This window comes from Pseudomonas putida, assembly GCA_029953615.1.
Classification (GTDB): Bacteria; Pseudomonadota; Gammaproteobacteria; order Pseudomonadales; family Pseudomonadaceae; genus Aquipseudomonas.
The window spans coordinates 2,119,131-2,135,632 of record CP124529.1 but is presented as its reverse complement, the minus strand read 5'-3'; the positions used below and the strand labels follow the sequence as shown (position 1 = coordinate 2,135,632).

Annotated in this window: 14 protein-coding genes and 2 pseudogenes; 6 read left to right on the top strand and 10 right to left on the bottom strand. The window is 64.7% G+C overall.

Features of this window, described 5'->3' with window-relative positions:
• Positions 1-18: 18 nt before the first annotated feature.
• From QIY50_09780 to QIY50_09755, 6 genes are read right to left on the bottom strand one after another with little or no spacing between them, the layout of a single operon-like run.
• Complete coding sequence (locus QIY50_09780) at positions 19-714, bottom strand: HAD family hydrolase (protein WGV22421.1); 696 nt, start codon at positions 712-714, stop codon at positions 19-21.
• A complete protein-coding gene (xerC, locus tag QIY50_09775) occupies positions 711-1,610 on the bottom strand; it encodes a tyrosine recombinase XerC (GenBank protein ID WGV22420.1) in 900 nt (299 codons plus the stop codon). The genes QIY50_09780 and xerC overlap by 4 nt, the downstream gene beginning before the upstream one ends.
• Positions 1,610-2,320: a DUF484 family protein gene (locus QIY50_09770; protein WGV22419.1), complete on the bottom strand. Its 711-nt coding sequence runs from the start codon at positions 2,318-2,320 to the stop codon at positions 1,610-1,612. The genes xerC and QIY50_09770 overlap by 1 nt, the downstream gene beginning before the upstream one ends.
• A gap of 13 nt (positions 2,321-2,333) precedes the next feature.
• Positions 2,334-3,164 (bottom strand): diaminopimelate epimerase, encoded by an 831-nt coding sequence (gene dapF, locus QIY50_09765; protein WGV22418.1) that lies wholly within the window; start codon positions 3,162-3,164, stop codon positions 2,334-2,336.
• 4 nt (positions 3,165-3,168) lie between these two features.
• Positions 3,169-4,416 carry a diaminopimelate decarboxylase gene (gene lysA / locus QIY50_09760; protein WGV22417.1) on the bottom strand — a complete coding sequence of 416 codons (1,248 nt, stop codon included), beginning with the start codon at positions 4,414-4,416 and terminating at the stop codon, positions 3,169-3,171.
• Between the two features lie 10 nt (positions 4,417-4,426).
• Complete coding sequence (locus QIY50_09755) at positions 4,427-4,636, bottom strand: lipoprotein (protein ID WGV22416.1); 210 nt, start codon at positions 4,634-4,636, stop codon at positions 4,427-4,429.
• Between the two features lie 334 nt (positions 4,637-4,970).
• Here QIY50_09755 and cyaY point away from each other — a divergent pair, with 334 nt between their 5' ends.
• The 3 genes from cyaY to rnk all read left to right on the top strand — a co-directional run bounded on the left by cyaY (position 4,971) and on the right by rnk (position 6,086).
• Positions 4,971-5,303: an iron donor protein CyaY gene (cyaY, locus tag QIY50_09750; protein ID WGV22415.1), complete on the top strand. Its 333-nt coding sequence runs from the start codon at positions 4,971-4,973 to the stop codon at positions 5,301-5,303.
• Between the two features lies 1 nt (position 5,304).
• Complete coding sequence (locus tag QIY50_09745; protein WGV22414.1) at positions 5,305-5,529, top strand: DUF1289 domain-containing protein; 225 nt, start codon at positions 5,305-5,307, stop codon at positions 5,527-5,529.
• Between the two features lie 146 nt (positions 5,530-5,675).
• A complete protein-coding gene (rnk, locus tag QIY50_09740) occupies positions 5,676-6,086 on the top strand; it encodes a nucleoside diphosphate kinase regulator (GenBank protein ID WGV22413.1) in 411 nt (136 codons plus the stop codon).
• 132 nt (positions 6,087-6,218) lie between these two features.
• On the opposite strand, the gene QIY50_09735 is transcribed toward rnk, so the two are convergent.
• Positions 6,219-9,074, bottom strand: a complete 2,856-nt coding sequence (locus QIY50_09735; protein ID WGV22412.1) for a class I adenylate cyclase — start codon at positions 9,072-9,074, stop codon at positions 6,219-6,221.
• Between the two features lie 173 nt (positions 9,075-9,247).
• On the opposite strand from QIY50_09735, the gene QIY50_09730 reads away from it, so the two are divergent.
• Positions 9,248-9,700 (top strand): YaiI/YqxD family protein, encoded by a 453-nt coding sequence (locus QIY50_09730; protein WGV22411.1) that lies wholly within the window; start codon positions 9,248-9,250, stop codon positions 9,698-9,700.
• 245 nt (positions 9,701-9,945) lie between these two features.
• Here the strand turns inward: QIY50_09730 and elbB are convergent, their stop codons facing one another.
• Entirely contained in the window at positions 9,946-10,614 is a 669-nt protein-coding gene (elbB, locus tag QIY50_09725) for an isoprenoid biosynthesis glyoxalase ElbB (GenBank protein ID WGV22410.1), read from the bottom strand.
• Positions 10,615-10,726: 112 nt separating this feature from the next.
• Between elbB and QIY50_09720 the strand changes: the two are divergent.
• A pseudogene (locus QIY50_09720) lies at positions 10,727-11,305 on the top strand (sterol desaturase family protein).
• A 549-nt stretch (positions 11,306-11,854) separates the two neighbouring features.
• Here the strand turns inward: QIY50_09720 and QIY50_09715 are convergent.
• Positions 11,855-12,499, bottom strand: coding sequence for a DedA family protein (locus QIY50_09715; protein WGV22409.1), 645 nt, complete (start codon positions 12,497-12,499; stop codon positions 11,855-11,857).
• 213 nt (positions 12,500-12,712) lie between these two features.
• Here QIY50_09715 and ppk1 point away from each other — a divergent pair.
• Positions 12,713-14,957: pseudogene (ppk1, locus tag QIY50_09710) on the top strand (polyphosphate kinase 1).
• Here the strand turns inward: ppk1 and ppx are convergent.
• Positions 14,944-16,446, bottom strand: a complete 1,503-nt coding sequence (gene ppx / locus QIY50_09705) for an exopolyphosphatase (protein WGV22408.1) — start codon at positions 16,444-16,446, stop codon at positions 14,944-14,946. The pseudogene ppk1 and the gene ppx sit on opposite strands and share 14 nt — an antisense overlap.
• Between the last annotated feature and the right edge of the window lie 56 nt (positions 16,447-16,502).

Here is a 16,502-nt window from a genome sequence, read left to right as displayed (position 1 = left end):
AGCCTTGCGCAGCCCCTGTCAGCGCCAGCGCGCGAGGATGTCGGGCAACTGCGAAAGGCGCTGGATCTCGGCATCAGGCGCCTGCTCGCCTACCCAGGCCTTGCCCTGCGGGTTGAACCACACCGCCCGCAGCCCGGCACGCTGAGCGCCGGCGATGTCATCGCCCGGGTGGTCACCGATGTGCACCGCCGCGCTGGCCTCCACATCCCCACGGCGCAGCGCTTCCAGGAACGGCGCCGGGTCCGGCTTGCCGATGCCGAGGTCCTCGGCACACAGGGCAAAGCGAAAATAGTCCGCCAGCCCCAGCCGGCTCACGTCGGCATTGCCGTTGGTGACCACGCCCAGGGTGTAGCGGTGGCGCAGGATCTCCAGCACCGGCTGCACCTCCGGAAAGATCTCCACCTGGTGGCGGGCATGCAGGAACACTTCGAAACCTTCGTTGGCCAGCTCCTGCGCATGCTTTTCGCTGTAGCCGACTTCCTCCAGGGCATGGAACAGCACTCGGCGGCGCAGGGCGCTGATGCGGTGCTTCAGGCCAGGTTCGGCCTGTACCAGACGTTCGCGAATGGCGAACAGGTGCTCCACCGGCACGCCGCCAAGGATTGGGGCGTTGGCTTCGAGCCAGTCGCGCAGCACGACTTCCGCGCTGGCAATCACCGGCGCGGTATCCCACAGGGTGTCGTCGAGGTCGAAGGTGATCAGCTTGATGCTCATGAGTCTGTGCCTTTGCTGCGTTTGGCCCGAGGGTGGGCGCTGTCGTACACCGCGGCCAGGTGCTGGAAGTCCAGGTGGGTGTAGATCTGCGTAGTGCCGATGTCGGCATGGCCGAGCATTTCCTGCACGGCGCGCAGGTCCTGGGACGATTCCAGCACGTGGCTGGCGAAGGAATGGCGAAGCATGTGCGGGTGCAGGTGCTGGCCCAGCTCGCGCTCACCGGCCGCCTTCACCCGCTGCTGTACGGCCCGGGGGCTGATGCGGTTGCCTTGGCGGGTGATGAACACCGCACGGTCGCGCGGGTTGCCGATGCCGCGCAGGCGGTACCAGGCCTGCAAGGCCTCGCGGGCCTTGCGGCCGACCGGCAGCACGCGGGCCTTGCCGCCCTTGCCCAGCACCTGCACCAGGCCGGCGGCGAGGTCGAGGTGATCAAGGTCGAGGTTGGTCAGCTCGGACAGGCGCAGGCCCGACGAATAGAACAGTTCGAGAATGGCCTGGTCGCGACGGGCGATGAAGTCATCGTCGACACCGCCATCGAGCAGTTGCAGGGCGCGGTCAGTGTCCAGCACCTTGGGCAGCCGGCGCTCGCCCTTGGGCGCGCTCAGGCCGCTGGCCGGGTCGTGCTGGCACAGGCCTTCGCGGTTCAGGTAGCGGTACAGGCCACGTACCGCCGACAGCAGCCGCGCCAGGCTGCGCGAGGACTGGCCGTGGTGGTGCTGGCGGGCGATCAGCTGGCGTAGCTGCTGGATCTGCAGCGCCTGCCAATCGGCAATGCCGTGTTCCTTGCAGTAGGCGACGACCTTGTCCAGGTCGCGGCGGTAGCCCAGCAGGGTGTGCTCGGACACCTGGCGCTCGTTGCGCAGGTGTGCGCAATAAGCCTCCAGCTGGCGTTCCATCAACGTACCGGGCGCAGGGTCTGGGTAACGCGGGGCACAACCCGGCCAAGTACTTCGGCGATGTAGCCGAGGAACAGGGTGCCGACGCTGCTCTTGTAGTGTTGCGGGTCGCGGCTGCCGATCGCCAGCACCCCGTGCAGGCCATGGTATTCCAGGGCAGCCACGGCGCTGGAGCCCACTTCCCGGCGCTGTTCTTCACCGAACAGGAAGGCCAGCTCGTGCTCGCGCAGGTTGCCGCTGACCGTCTTGCCGCCGCCCAGCAGGGCACCGATGGCCTGCTGCGCTTCGGCGTTGCTCACCCAGCGCCCGACCGGCGCGACATTTTCGCCGAACAGGATCAGGCTGACGAAGGGTACCTGGAACTCCTGGCGCAGGCTGTCTTCGACCGCCATCACCACTTCTTCCAGGCTGCCGGCATCGAGCAGGTCGAGGATCAGCCGGCGGGTCTTGTCGAACAGCCGGTCGTTGTCACGGGCCACGTCCATCAGTTGCGACAGGCGGTGGCGCATCTCGATGTTGCGGTCGCGCAGCAGCTTGAGCTGGCGCTCTACCAGCGACACGCTGTCGCCCCGCTGGTGCGGGATGCGCTGTTCGATCAGCAGCTCGTCGTGCTCGGCGAAGAAAGTGGGGTGGGCGCGCAGGTAGGCGACCACCGCTTCGGCATCGAGCTCGGCGTACTGCTGGGGTACAACCTTGGGCTGATCGGTCATGGCGGTTACTCGCTTAGAGACGAACCTGTCCTTCGTAGACGCGTACGGCCGGGCCGGTCATCAATACGGGCTTGCCGGGGCCGGCCCATTCGATGTGCAGGCGGCCACCGGGCAGGTCGAGGGACACCGGAGAGTCCATCCAGCCCTGGCTGATCGCTGCCACGGCGGCGGCGCAAGCGCCGGTGCCGCAGGCCTGGGTTTCGCCGGCTCCACGTTCCCATACCCGCAGGTTGGCGCGGTGGCGGTCGATGACCTGGAGGAAGCCGGCATTCACCCGCTGCGGGAAGCGTGGGTGGTTTTCGATCTTCGGGCCCAGCTGGTGCACCGGTGCGGTACGCACATCGTCGACACGCAGCACGGCATGCGGGTTACCCATGGACACGGCGGCAATCGAATGCACCTGGCCGTCGACTTCCAGTGGGTAGCTCAGCGCCTGCTCGTCGGCGACGAAGGGGATTTCGGCAGGGATGAAGCGCGGTGGCCCCATGTCGACACTGACCTGGCCGTCATTCTGTACGTCCAGTTCGATGATGCCGCTCTTGGTTTCCACGCGGATGCGCTTTTTCGCGGTCAGGCGCTTGTCCAGCACGAAGCGGGCGAAGCAGCGGGCACCGTTGCCGCACTGCTCTACCTCGGAGCCGTCGGCGTTGAAGATGCGGTAGCGGAAATCCACTTCAGGGTTGTTCGGTGCCTCGACGATCAGCAACTGGTCAAAGCCGATGCCGGTGTGGCGATCACCCCATTGCTTGGCGTGCTTGGGCTGGATGTGCGCATGCTGGCTGACCAGGTCGAGGACCATGAAGTCGTTGCCCAGCCCATGCATCTTGGTAAAACGCAGCAGCATGGGGTTACTCCGGCAGCAGGCTTTCGCCAGCGTACAATTCGGCGATGGTCTCGCGGCGGCGTACTTCGAAGGCCTGGTCGCCGTCGACCAGGATTTCAGCGCAACGGCCACGGGTGTTGTAGTTGGAGCTCATGACAAAACCATAGGCGCCCGCGGACTGTACGGCCAGCAGGTCCCCTTCGGCCAGGTTCAGTACGCGATCCTTGCCGAGGAAGTCGCCAGTCTCGCAGATCGGGCCGACCAGGTCGTAGGCACGGCCTTCGCCTGTGCGTGGCTTGACCGCGCTGATGCCCATCCAGGCCTGGTACAGGGCCGGGCGGATAAGGTCGTTCATCGCTGCATCGATGATGGCGAAATCCTTGTGCTCGGTGTGCTTGAGGTATTCCACGCGGGTAAGCAGGACGCCGGCGTTAGCCACGATGTAGCGGCCCGGCTCGAACACCAGGGCCAGGTCGCGGTCGCCGACGCGCTCGCGGATGGCCTTGATGTAGTCGGCCACCAGCGGCGGCTCCTCATCGCGGTAACGCACGCCGACACCGCCACCCAGGTCCAGGTGGCGCAGGTGGATGCCGCACTCGGCCAGGCGGTCGACCAGCACCAGCAGGCGGTCGAGGGCATCGAGGAAAGGCTCGACGGTGGTCAGCTGCGAACCGATGTGGCAGTCGACACCGACCACTTCCAGGTTTGGCAGCTGCGCGGCGCGCACGTAGATGGCCTCGGCATCGGCGATGGCGATGCCGAACTTGTTCTCTTTCAGGCCGGTGGAGATGTACGGGTGGGTGCCGGCGTCGACATCCGGGTTGACCCGCAGCGAGACCGGGGCAACTTTGCCCATCTCGGCGGCCACCACTTGCAGGCGCTCCAGTTCGTCGGTGGATTCGACGTTGAAGCAGTGCACGCCGACTTCCAGGGCACGGCGCATGTCGTCGCGGGTCTTGCCGACGCCGGAGAACACCACGCGGTCGGCACGGCCGCCAGCGGCCAGCACGCGCTCCAGCTCACCGCCGGAGACGATGTCGAAGCCTGCCCCCAGGCGCGCCAGCACGTTCAGCACACCGAGGTTGGAGTTGGCCTTGACCGCGAAGCACACCAGGTGCTCGGTGCCTTGCAGGGCGTCGGCGTAGCTGCGGTACTGGGCCTCGATGTGGGCGCGTGAATACACGTAGGTGGGGGTGCCATAGCGTTCGGCGATGGCCGACAGGCCCACGCCTTCCGCGAACAGCTCGCCGTCGCGGTAATTGAAAGCGTTCATCTGATTTCCTTTACTGCGCTGGCGACTGCTCGGGCTCAGACTCGGGCTGCTGCTCTTGCGTCGGGGCCGGCTTGGCTTTTGGCTGGTACTGGTGCGACTTGTGGCTGGCCTTGCCGTCCTTGCCGTCTTCAGGCAGGTAAAGCGGGCCTTTCTGGCCGCAGGCCGAAACGAGGCAGGCAACAGCGACCAGCGCCGCAAGGGAGGAAATCAGGCGCTTCATTGGGTGAAATCCTTAGAATATGCAGTATTGCGGCCCGAGTATACCGAGCGACCGACGGCTTGCCTATGCAAGGGCCGGTCCGCCGGGCGGGCTATTCTTGGTGCCTGCAAGGGCCCTTTCGCGGTACCTGTGGGAGCGGGCGTGCCCGCGAACACGGGCGGAGCCCGTGCCAACCACCGCAGAGCCTGCTTCGCGGGCGTGCCCGCTCCCACAGGTACTGCGCTGGCTTCGAGTTCATACCAGTGAAGGCAACGGCTAAACCTTTGCATTCAGCGGCCAGCGCCCGTATCTTGCCGGGCTTGCCTGTAACGCAGCCAATTTCGAGGTTCCTGCAATGAGTTTGAGTGAAGCGCGTTTCCACGACCTGGTCGACGCGACCCAACAGGCGCTGGAAGACCTGTTCGACGAGAGCGGCCTGGACCTGGACATGGAGAACTCCGGCGGCGTCCTCACCGTCAAGTTCGAGGGCGGCGCCCAGCTGATCTTCAGCCGCCAGGAGCCGCTGCGCCAGCTGTGGCTGGCCGACCGGTCCGGCGGTTTCCACTTCGACTACGACGAGGACAGCGGCAAGTGGGTGTGCGAAAAGAGCGAGGAACTGCTGGGCGAAATGCTCGAACGCATCGTCTGGGAGCGGGCCGGCGAGAAGCTGGACTTCGACGAGATCTGACATGAGCAGTACCCAGGCCCGGCCGCCCAAACCACTCTATAGCAACGTCAGCCCCGCCGTGCCGTCGCCGTGCATCAGCGTTTGCCGGCTGGACGAACAGCGGGTGTGCACGGGGTGCCACCGGCATGTCGAGCACATCCGTGAGTGGCGTTCGGCCGATGACGAACGGCGCCGGCAGATCTGCCGCGAGGCCCAGGCGCTGCGCGACCAGGCTAAGGCACACTGATCGCAGGGGCTTGAGTATTTACCCGGCTGTGGTAACGTCGGGTTCTGCGTCGGTGACGCCAAAGTCTTCACAAACCCCGCCCTTGGGCGGGGTTTTGCTTTATCTGCACGATGAAAACCGCCTGTTCAAAGGAGTCTGACTGGATCATGAGCACCAAGCCTTCCCTCATCCTCACCCGATTGGACGTACAACGTCTGGAGCGTCTGATCGACAGCCTCGACGAGAGTACGCCGGGTGTGCTCGCCTTGATCGGCGAGCTGGACCGCGCCGAGCAGGTGGTCGGTCACGAGGAGGTCCCGGCTGGCGTGGTGACCATGAACTCGCGCGTGCACTGCCGCGAGGAAGCCAGCGGCAAGGATTACCACCTGACGCTGGTGTATCCGAAGGATGCCGGGCCGGAAGGCAAGGTCTCGATCCTGGCGCCGATCGGTTGCGCCTTGCTCGGGCTTTCGGTGGGCGAGCAGATCGACTGGCCGGCGCCGGGGGGCAAGACCCTCAAGCTGAAGCTGCTGGAAGTCGAGTACCAACCGGAAGCGGCGGGCGATTTCGACCTGTAAGGCCCAGGGGGCCGCTTTGCGGCCCATCGCCGGCAAGCCAGCTCCCACAAGGATTGCATAAGGCCTGAGGTTGGCGCTGTACCCTGTGGGAGCTGGCTTGCCGGCGATGGGCTGCAAAGCAGCCCCGGCAATTCAGGATTTCTCCGCCAAAACCTGCTCCAACCCCTCATTCAGCGCCTGCTCCAGCTCCCGCTTGTAGCGCAGGTACATCTGCGTCGACCCCAACTGGTCATCCAGCAACTCGGACAAGTCCAGATCAGTGATGTAGCACCGGTACTGCCCTGCACCCCGTCGCTGCCCGATGATCTGCCGGGCCACCACTGCATAAAGCTGCTCACCATGCTCCAGTTCGGAAAACTCCTGCTGGTCGCAATACAGCGTCACGTGCGCCGCACCCGCCACCCCGGCCTGGATGATTGCCTGCACCTCGTAGCAAGGCTGGTCGTTACCCTCGAACGGGGCCTGGCGCGGTTCGATGCTGCGCGCCTTGCCTGGCCCGGAAGGCAACAGTTGCGCGTAGTGGATGTCCAGTGACGCCGCGCGCTGGGTGTCCAATGGCAGACGGGCATCCCGGCGCATCACCACAGAGCGCAGAAAGCGTTGCAGCGGCAACAGCAGGTGGACGTCGTCGTGCATCGGCAGGCGTTGCTGCCACAGGGCGTTGTATTCATCCAGCACGTACAGCTCGGCCCAGCCACCCTGCAGGCGGTAGAACACCTGGATGCAGGCCGGCCGGCCTTGCTCCAGCACCAGGCGCAGGTCGTCGTCCTGCAAAGCGTTGGCGTCCAGGTACAGCGGGCTGTAGGCGTTACGCTCTTCGCCCAGGTGGTCCAGCAGCGCGTCGTGCTCGGCCAGGGTGGTCAGGCCGACATGCCCGGCCAGCAGCTCCAGCACATGGGTGTGCTGGGCCACCTGCAGCAGGTAGCGGTGGTTCAGGCCCTGGTCCAGCAGCAGTTGCACGGTGTCGAAAATTTCCTCCACACGTTGGCCGATGGCCTGGGCGCGGCTTTGGCAGAAACAGCGCACCCGCACCCTTGGCCGCTGGCCGCGCAACACCGGACTGTTGAGAAAGTCGCGCAGGCAGCGCATCAGCGCATGCTCGCCGTCATAGCGCTGGACCAGTACCTCGTTCCAGCTGTTGAGGGTGACCTGGTCCAGGGTCAGGACCAGGTTTTCGCGCACGCCTGCATAGCTCAGCGAGTCGGTGCGCTCGGTGGTCATCAGGATGTTCAGGTCGCGGTGGTGACGCAACGGGTCGATGGCGACGTTGACCAGCAACAGCACTTCGTCGGCAACGCTGGGTTGCAACAGGCGCACCTCGCTGACGGTCGGCAAGGGCAGGGGAATGCTCTGTTGCAGGCAGCCGATCAGGTTGAACAGCTCGAATTCGCTGAGGTCGCTGACACCCGGGTGTAGCGCCAGGCGCGTGCTGCTGTCGATTACCCCGTTGCGATGGGCCCAGGTCAGCAGCTCGAGCAGCTCGCGGCAGCGCTTTAGCGGGCTGAAGTGGTCCACCTCATGGGTGCTCAGGTTGCCGGTGTACAGCTCCCAGTGGTGGCTGCCGGGCTCCTTGCGGTTAGGCGCCTGGACCAGGGTCAGGGTGCCTTCGGCCAGGTCCGGGGCGATACCGGGGTTGATCACTTCGACCTTGCCGGCGCGGCGTTCGAAGGCCGCGTAAAGGCGCCGGCCCAGCACATTGAGGTCGCGCTGGTCGGCGCGGCTGCTGGCGTTCTGGGAGCGGGCAAACTGGCTGAGGAAGCGGTAGCTGTGGTTCAGTTCGGCCACCAGTTCACGGCGTTCGACGGCAACTTGCTGCACCTTCCATTGGCTGCGGCTGTCGAGCAGGGCCAGCTGGCGCTCATCCCAGCCCCACTCGTTGGCCAGGCGCTGCAACAGGCGGCGTTGCCAGCCATTGGCCCGGGCCGGGTCGCTGAGCTTCTTGTTCACCTTCAGGTACAGGCTGCGCCGCACCAGCTCCAGGCGCGCGGCCTCGCCACGTTGCAGCAGGTAGCGCTCGATGCGCCGGTACACCATAACGTAGGGGTCCAGCTCGTCGAGGTCGAGCTGGTTGGCGAACACTGCCTGCTTGTAGTCCAGGCTCAGGCAACGTACGGCGGGGTGTTCGCTGGCATAGGCCTCGGTCAGCAGCAACTTGAGCAACGACTTGTAGGGCGAATCGATGCCTTTGAACAGTTGCCACAAGCCGGCGCCGACGAACTCGCCGGGCGGGATGTGCGCCAGGTTGCCGAGATCGAGGGCGTCCTGGCTGCGGATGAAACGCTTGGACAGCAGAGTCTGGGTGTAGGCGTGGTAATCGTGTTCCTGGTAGACCGGCACCAGCCACCATAGCGGTGTGCGCCCGGCCAGCCAGATAGTGGTGCGGTAGAACTCATCCAGCAGCAGGTAGTGCTGGGTGGTACCGCAATCGTCGGAACCGAGCTGGCCTTCGCGTTGGCCCTGGGCGAAACCTTGCGTGTCGATCAGAAAGAAGTGCGCCTCTGCACCCAGGCTTTCCGCCCACGCTTCCAGCAGTTGGCATTTGCGACGCAGCTCACCCAGAAGCTCGTCGGCCAGGCCGGGCGCGTGGCACACCCACAGGTCCATGTCGCTGTGCTCGGCCTGGGCCAGCGAGCCCAGGCTGCCCATCAGGAACAGGCCGTGGATCAGCCGCGGCGGATTGCCATGGCGGGCTTTGTAGGTGAACGAGCGGGCAAGGCGCTGGGCCTCGACTATCAGGTCGGCGCTCGGCTCGTAGCCCGATACGCCGGCGGGGGTAGTGCCGGAGACGTAGCCCGGCAGCAACGGGTGGTTCACATGAAACAGCAGCGGCAGCAGCGTCAGCACTTGTTGCTGGCGCGTCGACAGGCCCTCCAGCGCCCGCTGCAGCCGGCCCTGGTTAAGCTGCAGGAAGCGCGCACGCAATGTCGCCAGTACCTTGCGGTCGATGCCTTCGTCCAGGTCGGGGCGGATTTCGTGGGGGTGGTTCATTGCGCACTCGGGCAGGCCAGCGGAGCTGTGCCGAGTGTAGCCTGAGTGGCGGGGGCGGATAAGCGGCAATTGAAATATTGGCGCCATTTTCCCAGCGCTGCGTGGGCAGTTGCTGCAGCTTCCGCTGCGCTTGAGGCATGATGGTGGCCTCAAGCCGATTGTGAGGTTTTCCGATGCGTGTGTGGATCGATGCCGACGCCTGCCCCAAGGCGGCCAAGGATCTGATCGTCAAGTTCGCCCTCAAGCGCAAGTTCGAGGTGGTGATGGTGGCGGGCCAGGCTGTGGCCAAGCCGGCGTTCGCGATCGTGCGCCTGATCGTGGTACCCAGCGGCATGGATGCGGCCGACGATTACCTGGTGGAGCACGCCGTGCCCGGCGAGCTGGTGATCTGCAGTGACGTACCGTTGGCCGACCGCCTGGTAAAAAAGGGCGTGGCGGTGTTGGACCCACGCGGGCGCGAGTTCGACGAGCGCAACATGGGCGACCGGCTGGCGGCGCGCAACCTGTTCACCGACCTGCGCGAGCAGGGCCAGGTGGGGGGAGGGCAGGCGCCTTATGGCGAGCGCGAGAAGCAGGCGTTTGCCAATGCGCTGGACCGGATCATCGCCCGGTTGTCCAAACCCTGAAGCGGGGCTGCTTTGCAGCCCATCGCCGGCAAGCCAGCTCCCACCCGACCGCGCTGACCTCAAGCCATGCGCAGTACCTGTGGGAGCGGGCAAGCCCGCGAAACAGGCGACGCGGTGGATGGCACGGGCTTCGCCCGTGTTCGCGGGCCCGCCCGCTCCCACAGGTATCGCGCATGGCTTGAGGTCGACGCGGTCCAAGTGGGAGCTGGCTTGCCGGCGATGGCCTGCGCAGCAGGCCCGAGGATTTACTGGTCACCCTCGTGGGTCAGCTCCAGCACCCGATCCACCAGCTTGTAAATGCCACCAGCCGCCTCGCTGATCGACTTGGCCTCCATGTACGCCGGGGTAGTCACCAGTTTGCGCTGGGTGTCCTCGACAATATCGTGCACATCGCACTCTTCATGGGTGCCCCCCATTTTCTGCACGGCTGCCGCAGTACTGGCGTCAGTACCGATGGTGCAGACCACGCCCGGCCCGTAGATCTTTGCCGCCAGCGCCGGCGAGATGCAGATCAGGCCAACCGGCTTGCAGGCGTCGGCAAAAGCTTCGGCCAGGGCCAGCACATCCGGGTGGACGCTGCAGTTGGCGCCTTCCACGGCAAAGTTGGACAGGTTTTTCGCCGCGCCGAAACCGCCCGGCACGATCAGCGCATCGAAGTCTTCGGCCTTGGCTTCGCGAATATCCTTTACCTCGCCGCGGGCAATGCGCGCCGATTCCACCAGCACATTGCGCGACTCGGGCATTTCCTCGCCAGTCAGGTGGTTGATCACATGCATCTGCGCAATGTTCGGCGCGAAGCACTGCACCTGCGCACCACGCTGGTCGAGGCGCAGCAGGGTGATCACGCTTTCGTGGATTTCGGCGCCGTCATACACGCCACAGCCGGAAAGAATCACCGCTACTTTTTTTGTCATGCTTTTTACTCCAGTGTCGAGGCGCTAAATGTCCTCTAGTTTGGCAGATGTCGCCATAGGGATTCCTGCGCGCGCGGCCTAGTCTTGGCGGATAACGCCTGAGGTCGTACCCATGGACCTGATCCTGCTGGCCGTGCCGTTCTTCTTCGTGCTGATTGCCGTCGAGCTGCTGGCCGACTGCGTGCGTGGCCAGCGCAACTTCACCCTGGCCGATTCGATCAACAGCCTCAGCACCGGCGCGCTGTCGACCACTACCGGGTTGCTGACCAAAGGGGTGGGGCTGGTGACCTATGCCCTGGCCTTCGAGCACCTGGCGTTGCTGCGCCTGCCGGCGCAGGCCTGGTGGGTGTGGCTGCTGGCCTTTGTCCTGTACGACATCTGCTACTACTGGCTGCACCGTCTTGGCCACGAGCGCAACGTGCTGTGGGCTGCGCACTCGGTGCATCACCAGAGCGAGGAGTACAACCTCACCACGGCGCTGCGCCAGACCAGCAGCGGGTTCATTTTCTCGTGGCTGTTCTACCTGCCGCTGGCGTTGCTCGGTGTGCCACCGCTGGTGTTCATCACGGTGGCGTCGCTCAACCTGCTGTACCAGTTCTGGGTGCATACCCGGCACATTCCCAAGCTGGGCTGGCTCGAGTGGGTGTTGATCACGCCATCCAACCATCGCGTCCACCATGCGCAAAATCCTGCTTACTTGGATCGCAATTACGGTGGCGTGTTCATTCTCTGGGATCGTCTGTTCGGTACCTTCAAAGAGGAGGACCCGGCCGAGCCGGTGGTGTTCGGGGTGACCACGCCGCTGGCCAGCTGGAACCCGCTGTGGGCCAACCTGCAGTTCTATGCCCAGCTCTGGCACGATGCCCGGCGCGCCGACAGCCTGTGGGACAAGCTGCGGATATGGTTCATGCCCACCGGCTGGCGCCCGGCCGATGTGGCTGCACGCTACCCACAGGCCAAGCAGGACCTGACGTTGTTTCGCAAGTTCGAGGTTGCCCTGGGCCGTGCGCAGCAGGCCTATGTGGCGGCGCAGTTCGTGGTTTACGTGGCGCTCGGCAGTTATCTGATGGAGGTGGCCGAGCGCGTGCCGACCGCCGCCCTGGTACTCGGCTGGGCGCTGATGGCGTTTGGCTTGTTCGTGCTTGGCGCGCTGCTGGAGGATCGGCCATGGGCCGTGCGCATGGAGCGGGTGCGGCTGCTGGTGAACGCGCCGGCGCTGTACCTGGCCGGCGCATTGGGCTTAGCGGTGGTCGCGCCGCTGGCCTGGTTCCTGCTCGTGACTTACAGCCTGTTCAGCCTCTGGGGCCTGGGGCATGCCCGCCGCCTTGCGCTCCGCACGCAGGGTGCGGAAGCGCCGGCGCAGCCATAGCAGGCCACCCAGCGCCAGCAGGCCACCGAGTACCCATAGCTCGTAGCGCTTCACGTTGCCCAGCAGGCCTTCGAGGATGGCGCCGAAGTGGTACGCTGCCGCGCCCAGCGCCACTGCCCAGATGGCCGCGCCGAGACCGTTCAGCAGCAGGTAGCGGCGTGGCGGGTAGCCGGACAGGCCAATGGCCACCGGCATGACCGTGCGCAAGCCATAGACGAAGCGGAAACTCAGTACCCAGATGTCGGGGTGGCGACGGATGTGGTCCAGCGCCCGGTCACCCATCGCCTGCCAGCGTGGTTTGCGCGCCAGGATCCTGCGCCCGTGGCGACGGCCCATGAAGTACCACAGCTGGTCGCCGGCATAGCTGCCGAAAAACGCCACCAGGCACACCAGGTTAATGTCCATGTAACCGCGAAACGCAAGGAACCCCGCAAGCACCAGGATGGTCTCGCCTTCAAAGAAGGTGCCTAGAAAAAGGGCGAAGTAGCCGAAATCCTGCAGGAATTGTTGAAGCATTTTCTGAGGTGCTGGCGAAATGAACGCGAAGCCTACCCCTTCGCGCGCGTTCGTGAAAGTGTCCAAATGTGTCTCGACATGAACAATGCCTGCTCGGAGAATGCCAGAAGCCACGCGCCATGGCTTGCCCTGGTGTGTAACACAGGCGTCATAATGGGCGCTTATCTTGCCGCTCAATTGATGATAGGGCGTTAACGTCCTCAGGAACGCCAGATGAATAATGAAGTGCTAACCCCTGTCGCGATCAAGGATGCTCAGGAAATCCCCGAAGAGATGGTGCAGACTCCGCCAGACCTGCCGCCGGCGCCCCAGCCCGCAGTGGAAGCGGTGGCCGAGCCCGTGGCGCCGGCGCCTGCACCAGCCCCGGTGATCGCCGTCCCGGGCCTGGACGACAGCAGCCTGTACATTCATCGCGAACTCTCGCAGCTGCAGTTCAACATCCGGGTGCTGGAGCAGGCACTGGACGAGAGCTATCCGCTGCTCGAACGCCTCAAGTTCCTGTTGATCTTCTCCAGCAACCTAGACGAGTTCTTCGAGATCCGCGTCGCCGGCCTGAAAAAGCAGATCAACTTCGCCCGGGAACAGGCCGGTGCCGATGGCCTGCAGCCGCACCAGGCGCTGGCGCGTATCAGCGACCTGGTACACAGCGAAGTCGAGCGCCAGTACGCGATCCTCAATGACGTGCTGTTGCCCGAGCTGGAAAAGCACCATATCCGCTTCATCCGCCGCCGCTACTGGACACCCAAGCTCAAGACCTGGGTGCGCCGCTACTTCCGCGACGAAATCGCCCCGATCATCACCCCGATCGGCCTCGACCCGACCCACCCGTTCCCGCTGCTGGTGAACAAGAGCCTCAACTTCATCGTCGAGCTCGAGGGGGTCGATGCCTTCGGCCGCGATTCGGGCCTGGCGATCATCCCGGCCCCGCGCCTGCTGCCGCGGGTCATCCGCGTGCCGGAAGAAGTGGGTGGCCCAGGTGCCAACTACGTGTTCCTGTCGTCGATGATCCATGCCCACGCCGACGACCTGTTCCAGGGCATGAAGGTGAAGGGCTGCTACCAGTTCCGCCTGACCCGTAACGCCGACCTGGCGCTGGACTCCGAAGAGGTCGACGACCTGGCCCGCGCCCTGCGCGGCGAGCTGTTCTCGCGCCGCTATGGTGACGCCGATGCGCCTGGAGGTGGCCGACACCTGCCCGAAACACCTGTCGGACTACCTGCTCAAGCAGTTCAGCCTCAGTGAAAGCGAGCTGTACCAGGTCAACGGCCCGGTCAACCTTACCCGCCTGTTCAGCATTACCGGCCTGGACAGCCACCCCGAGCTGCAGTACACGCCATTCACCCCGGCGATCCCCAAGCTGCTACAGAACGCCGACAATATCTTCAGCGTGATCGGCAAGCAGGACATCCTGCTGATGCACCCGTTCGAGTCCTTCACCCCGGTGATCGACCTGCTGCGCCAGGCCGCCAAGGACCCGCACGTGCTCGCCGTACGCCAGACCCTGTACCGTTCCGGGGCCAACTCGGAAATCGTCGACGCGCTGGTGGACGCGGCGCGTAACGGCAAGGAGGTCACCGCGGTGATCGAGCTGCGGGCGCGGTTCGACGAAGAGTCCAACCTGCAGATGGCCAGCCGCCTGCAGGCCGCCGGTGCGGTGGTTATCTACGGCGTGGTCGGCTTCAAGACCCACGCCAAGATGATGCTGATTTTGCGTCGTGAGCAGGGCGAGATCGTGCGTTATGCGCACCTGGGCACCGGCAACTACCACGCCGGCAACGCCCGCCTGTACACCGACTACAGCCTGCTGACCTCTGACGACGCTCTCACCGAGGATGTGGGCAAGCTGTTCAGCCAGTTGATCGGCATGGGCAAGACCCTGCGCATGAAGAAGCTGCTGCACGCGCCGTTCACCCTGAAGAAGGGCATGCTCGACATGATTGCGCGGGAAACCCAGTTCGCCCTCGAAGGCAAGCCGGCGCATATCATTGCCAAGTTCAACTCGCTGACCGATGCCAAGGTCATCAAGGCGCTGTACAAGGCCAGCCAGTCAGGTGTGAAAATCGATCTGGTGGTGCGTGGCATGTGCTGCCTGCGCCCAGGCATTCCAGGGGTTTCGCACAACATCCAGGTGCGCTCGATCATCGGCCGCTTCCTCGAACACACGCGGGTGTTCTACTTCCTCAATGGCGGCGAAGAGCAGATCTACCTGTCCAGCGCCGACTGGATGGAGCGCAACCTCGACAAGCGCGTCGAGACCTGCTTCCCGGTGGAAGGCAAGAAGCTGTTGCTGCGGGTGAAGAAGGAGCTGGAAGGCTACCTGACCGACAATACCCACGCCTGGACCCTGCAGCCGGACGGGCGCTATGTGCGCAGCACGCCGACCGGTAACCAGAACCCGCGCAGTGCCCAGGCGACCCTGCTGGAGCGCCTGAGCAACCCGGTCCTCAACGTACGCTGAGGACGAAGCCGACCCGGGCCAGCCACTCCGCCTCGTTGGCGAAGTCGGCCTGGGTCAGCTGGTTCTGTTCCAGCCAGCCCTCAGGGAAGGCCACATCCAGGCTGCTGTCGGCAGCCTTGAGCTCGACCTTCGGCATCTGCTGGTTGCCACGGATGTGGTGGAACAGGATGGCGAAGCGCAGCAGCACGCACAGGCGCAGCAGCTTGACCCCTTCCTCACCCAGTTCGGCGATCTTGTCCTTGGGGATGTTGCGGCGGTGGCCGCGCACCAGCAAGGCCATCATCTGCTGGTCCTCGCGGGAAAAGCCCGACAGGTCGGAATGCTCGATCAGGTAGGCGCCGTGCTTGTGGTAGTGGTAGTGGGCGATATCCAGGCCGATTTCGTGCACTTTCGCCGCCCAGCCGAGCAGATCGCGCCAGTTCCCGTCTTTCAGGTCCCAGGCGTCGGCCACCTGGTCGAAGGCGTGCAAGGCTTTGCGCTCGACCCGTGCGGCCTGGCCCTGGTCCACGTGGTAGCGTTCCATCAGCGAGTTCAGGGTGCGTTCGCGCACGTCTTCGTGGTGGTGGCGGCCGAGCAGGTCGAACAGCACGCCTTCACGCAGGGCTCCATCGCAGTGGTCCATGCGCTGCAGCTCCAGGGCATCGAAGATCGCTTCGAGAATCGCCAGACCGGCCGGGAAGATGGCGCGGCGATCCGGCTTGACGCCTTCGAAGTCGATCTTGTCGACTTCACCCAGCTTGAACAGTTTGCGCTTGACCCAGGCCAGCCCCTCGGCGTTGACCTCGCCATTGCCCAGGCCGCCGGCCTTGATCGCGGCACCGATGGCACGAATGGTACCGGACGAGCCGATGGCTTCGTCCCAGGTCAGGCGGTGCAGGGCATTCTCGATGCTCATCAGTTCCAGGCGTGCGGCGGTATAGGCCTGGGCGTAACGGGCCGGGGTGATCTTGCCGTCGCGGAAGTAGCGCTGGGTGAAGCTGACGCAGCCCATCTGCAGGCTTTCGCGCAGCAGCGGCTCGAAGCGCTGGCCGATGATGAATTCGGTGCTGCCGCCGCCAATGTCGGCCACCAGCCGCTTGCCGGGGGTGTCGGCCAGGGTGTGTGATACGCCCAGGTAGATCAGGCGCGCTTCTTCACGGCCGGAGATAACCTCGACCGGGTGGCCGAGGATGGCTTCGGCGCGCTGGATGAATTCGTTGCGGTTGCGCGCTTCGCGCAAGGCGTTGGTGCCGACGATGCGCACCGAGCCTGCCGGCATGCCGTTGATCAACTGGGAAAAGCGCTTGAGGCAGTCCAGGCCTCGTTCCATGGCTTCTTCGCTGAGCAGGCGCTCTTCGTCGATGCCGGCGGCCAACTGAACCTTCTCGCCGAGCCGCTCGAGAATGCGGATTTCGGTATGGTGGGCCTTGGCCACGACCATGTGAAAGCTGTTGGAGCCAAGGTCGATGGCGGCGATCAGGGACAGGTTCTTCGCGATGGTATGCGGCATGATCTGGTTGTTCTCGGTCGTTAACCTGGCAATCGTGCCACGATAGCAGGCTATCG

Bases quoted from the DNA above. Each gene is read 5' to 3' on its own strand.
- QIY50_09780 (WGV22421.1), bottom strand. From the start codon at position 714: ATGAGCATCAAGCTGATCACCTTCGACCTCGACGACACCCTGTGGGAT.
- xerC (WGV22420.1), bottom strand. From the start codon at position 1,610: ATGGAACGCCAGCTGGAGGCTTATTGCGCACACCTGCGCAACGAGCGC.
- QIY50_09770 (WGV22419.1), bottom strand. From the start codon at position 2,320: ATGACCGATCAGCCCAAGGTTGTACCCCAGCAGTACGCCGAGCTCGAT.
- dapF (WGV22418.1), bottom strand. From the start codon at position 3,164: ATGCTGCTGCGTTTTACCAAGATGCATGGGCTGGGCAACGACTTCATG.
- lysA (WGV22417.1), bottom strand. From the start codon at position 4,416: ATGAACGCTTTCAATTACCGCGACGGCGAGCTGTTCGCGGAAGGCGTG.
- QIY50_09755 (WGV22416.1), bottom strand. From the start codon at position 4,636: ATGAAGCGCCTGATTTCCTCCCTTGCGGCGCTGGTCGCTGTTGCCTGC.
- cyaY (WGV22415.1), top strand. From the start codon at position 4,971: ATGAGTTTGAGTGAAGCGCGTTTCCACGACCTGGTCGACGCGACCCAA.
- QIY50_09745 (WGV22414.1), top strand. From the start codon at position 5,305: ATGAGCAGTACCCAGGCCCGGCCGCCCAAACCACTCTATAGCAACGTC.
- rnk (WGV22413.1), top strand. From the start codon at position 5,676: ATGAGCACCAAGCCTTCCCTCATCCTCACCCGATTGGACGTACAACGT.
- QIY50_09735 (WGV22412.1), bottom strand. From the start codon at position 9,074: ATGAACCACCCCCACGAAATCCGCCCCGACCTGGACGAAGGCATCGAC.
- QIY50_09730 (WGV22411.1), top strand. From the start codon at position 9,248: ATGCGTGTGTGGATCGATGCCGACGCCTGCCCCAAGGCGGCCAAGGAT.
- elbB (WGV22410.1), bottom strand. From the start codon at position 10,614: ATGACAAAAAAAGTAGCGGTGATTCTTTCCGGCTGTGGCGTGTATGAC.
- QIY50_09715 (WGV22409.1), bottom strand. From the start codon at position 12,499: ATGCTTCAACAATTCCTGCAGGATTTCGGCTACTTCGCCCTTTTTCTA.
- ppx (WGV22408.1), bottom strand. From the start codon at position 16,446: ATGCCGCATACCATCGCGAAGAACCTGTCCCTGATCGCCGCCATCGAC.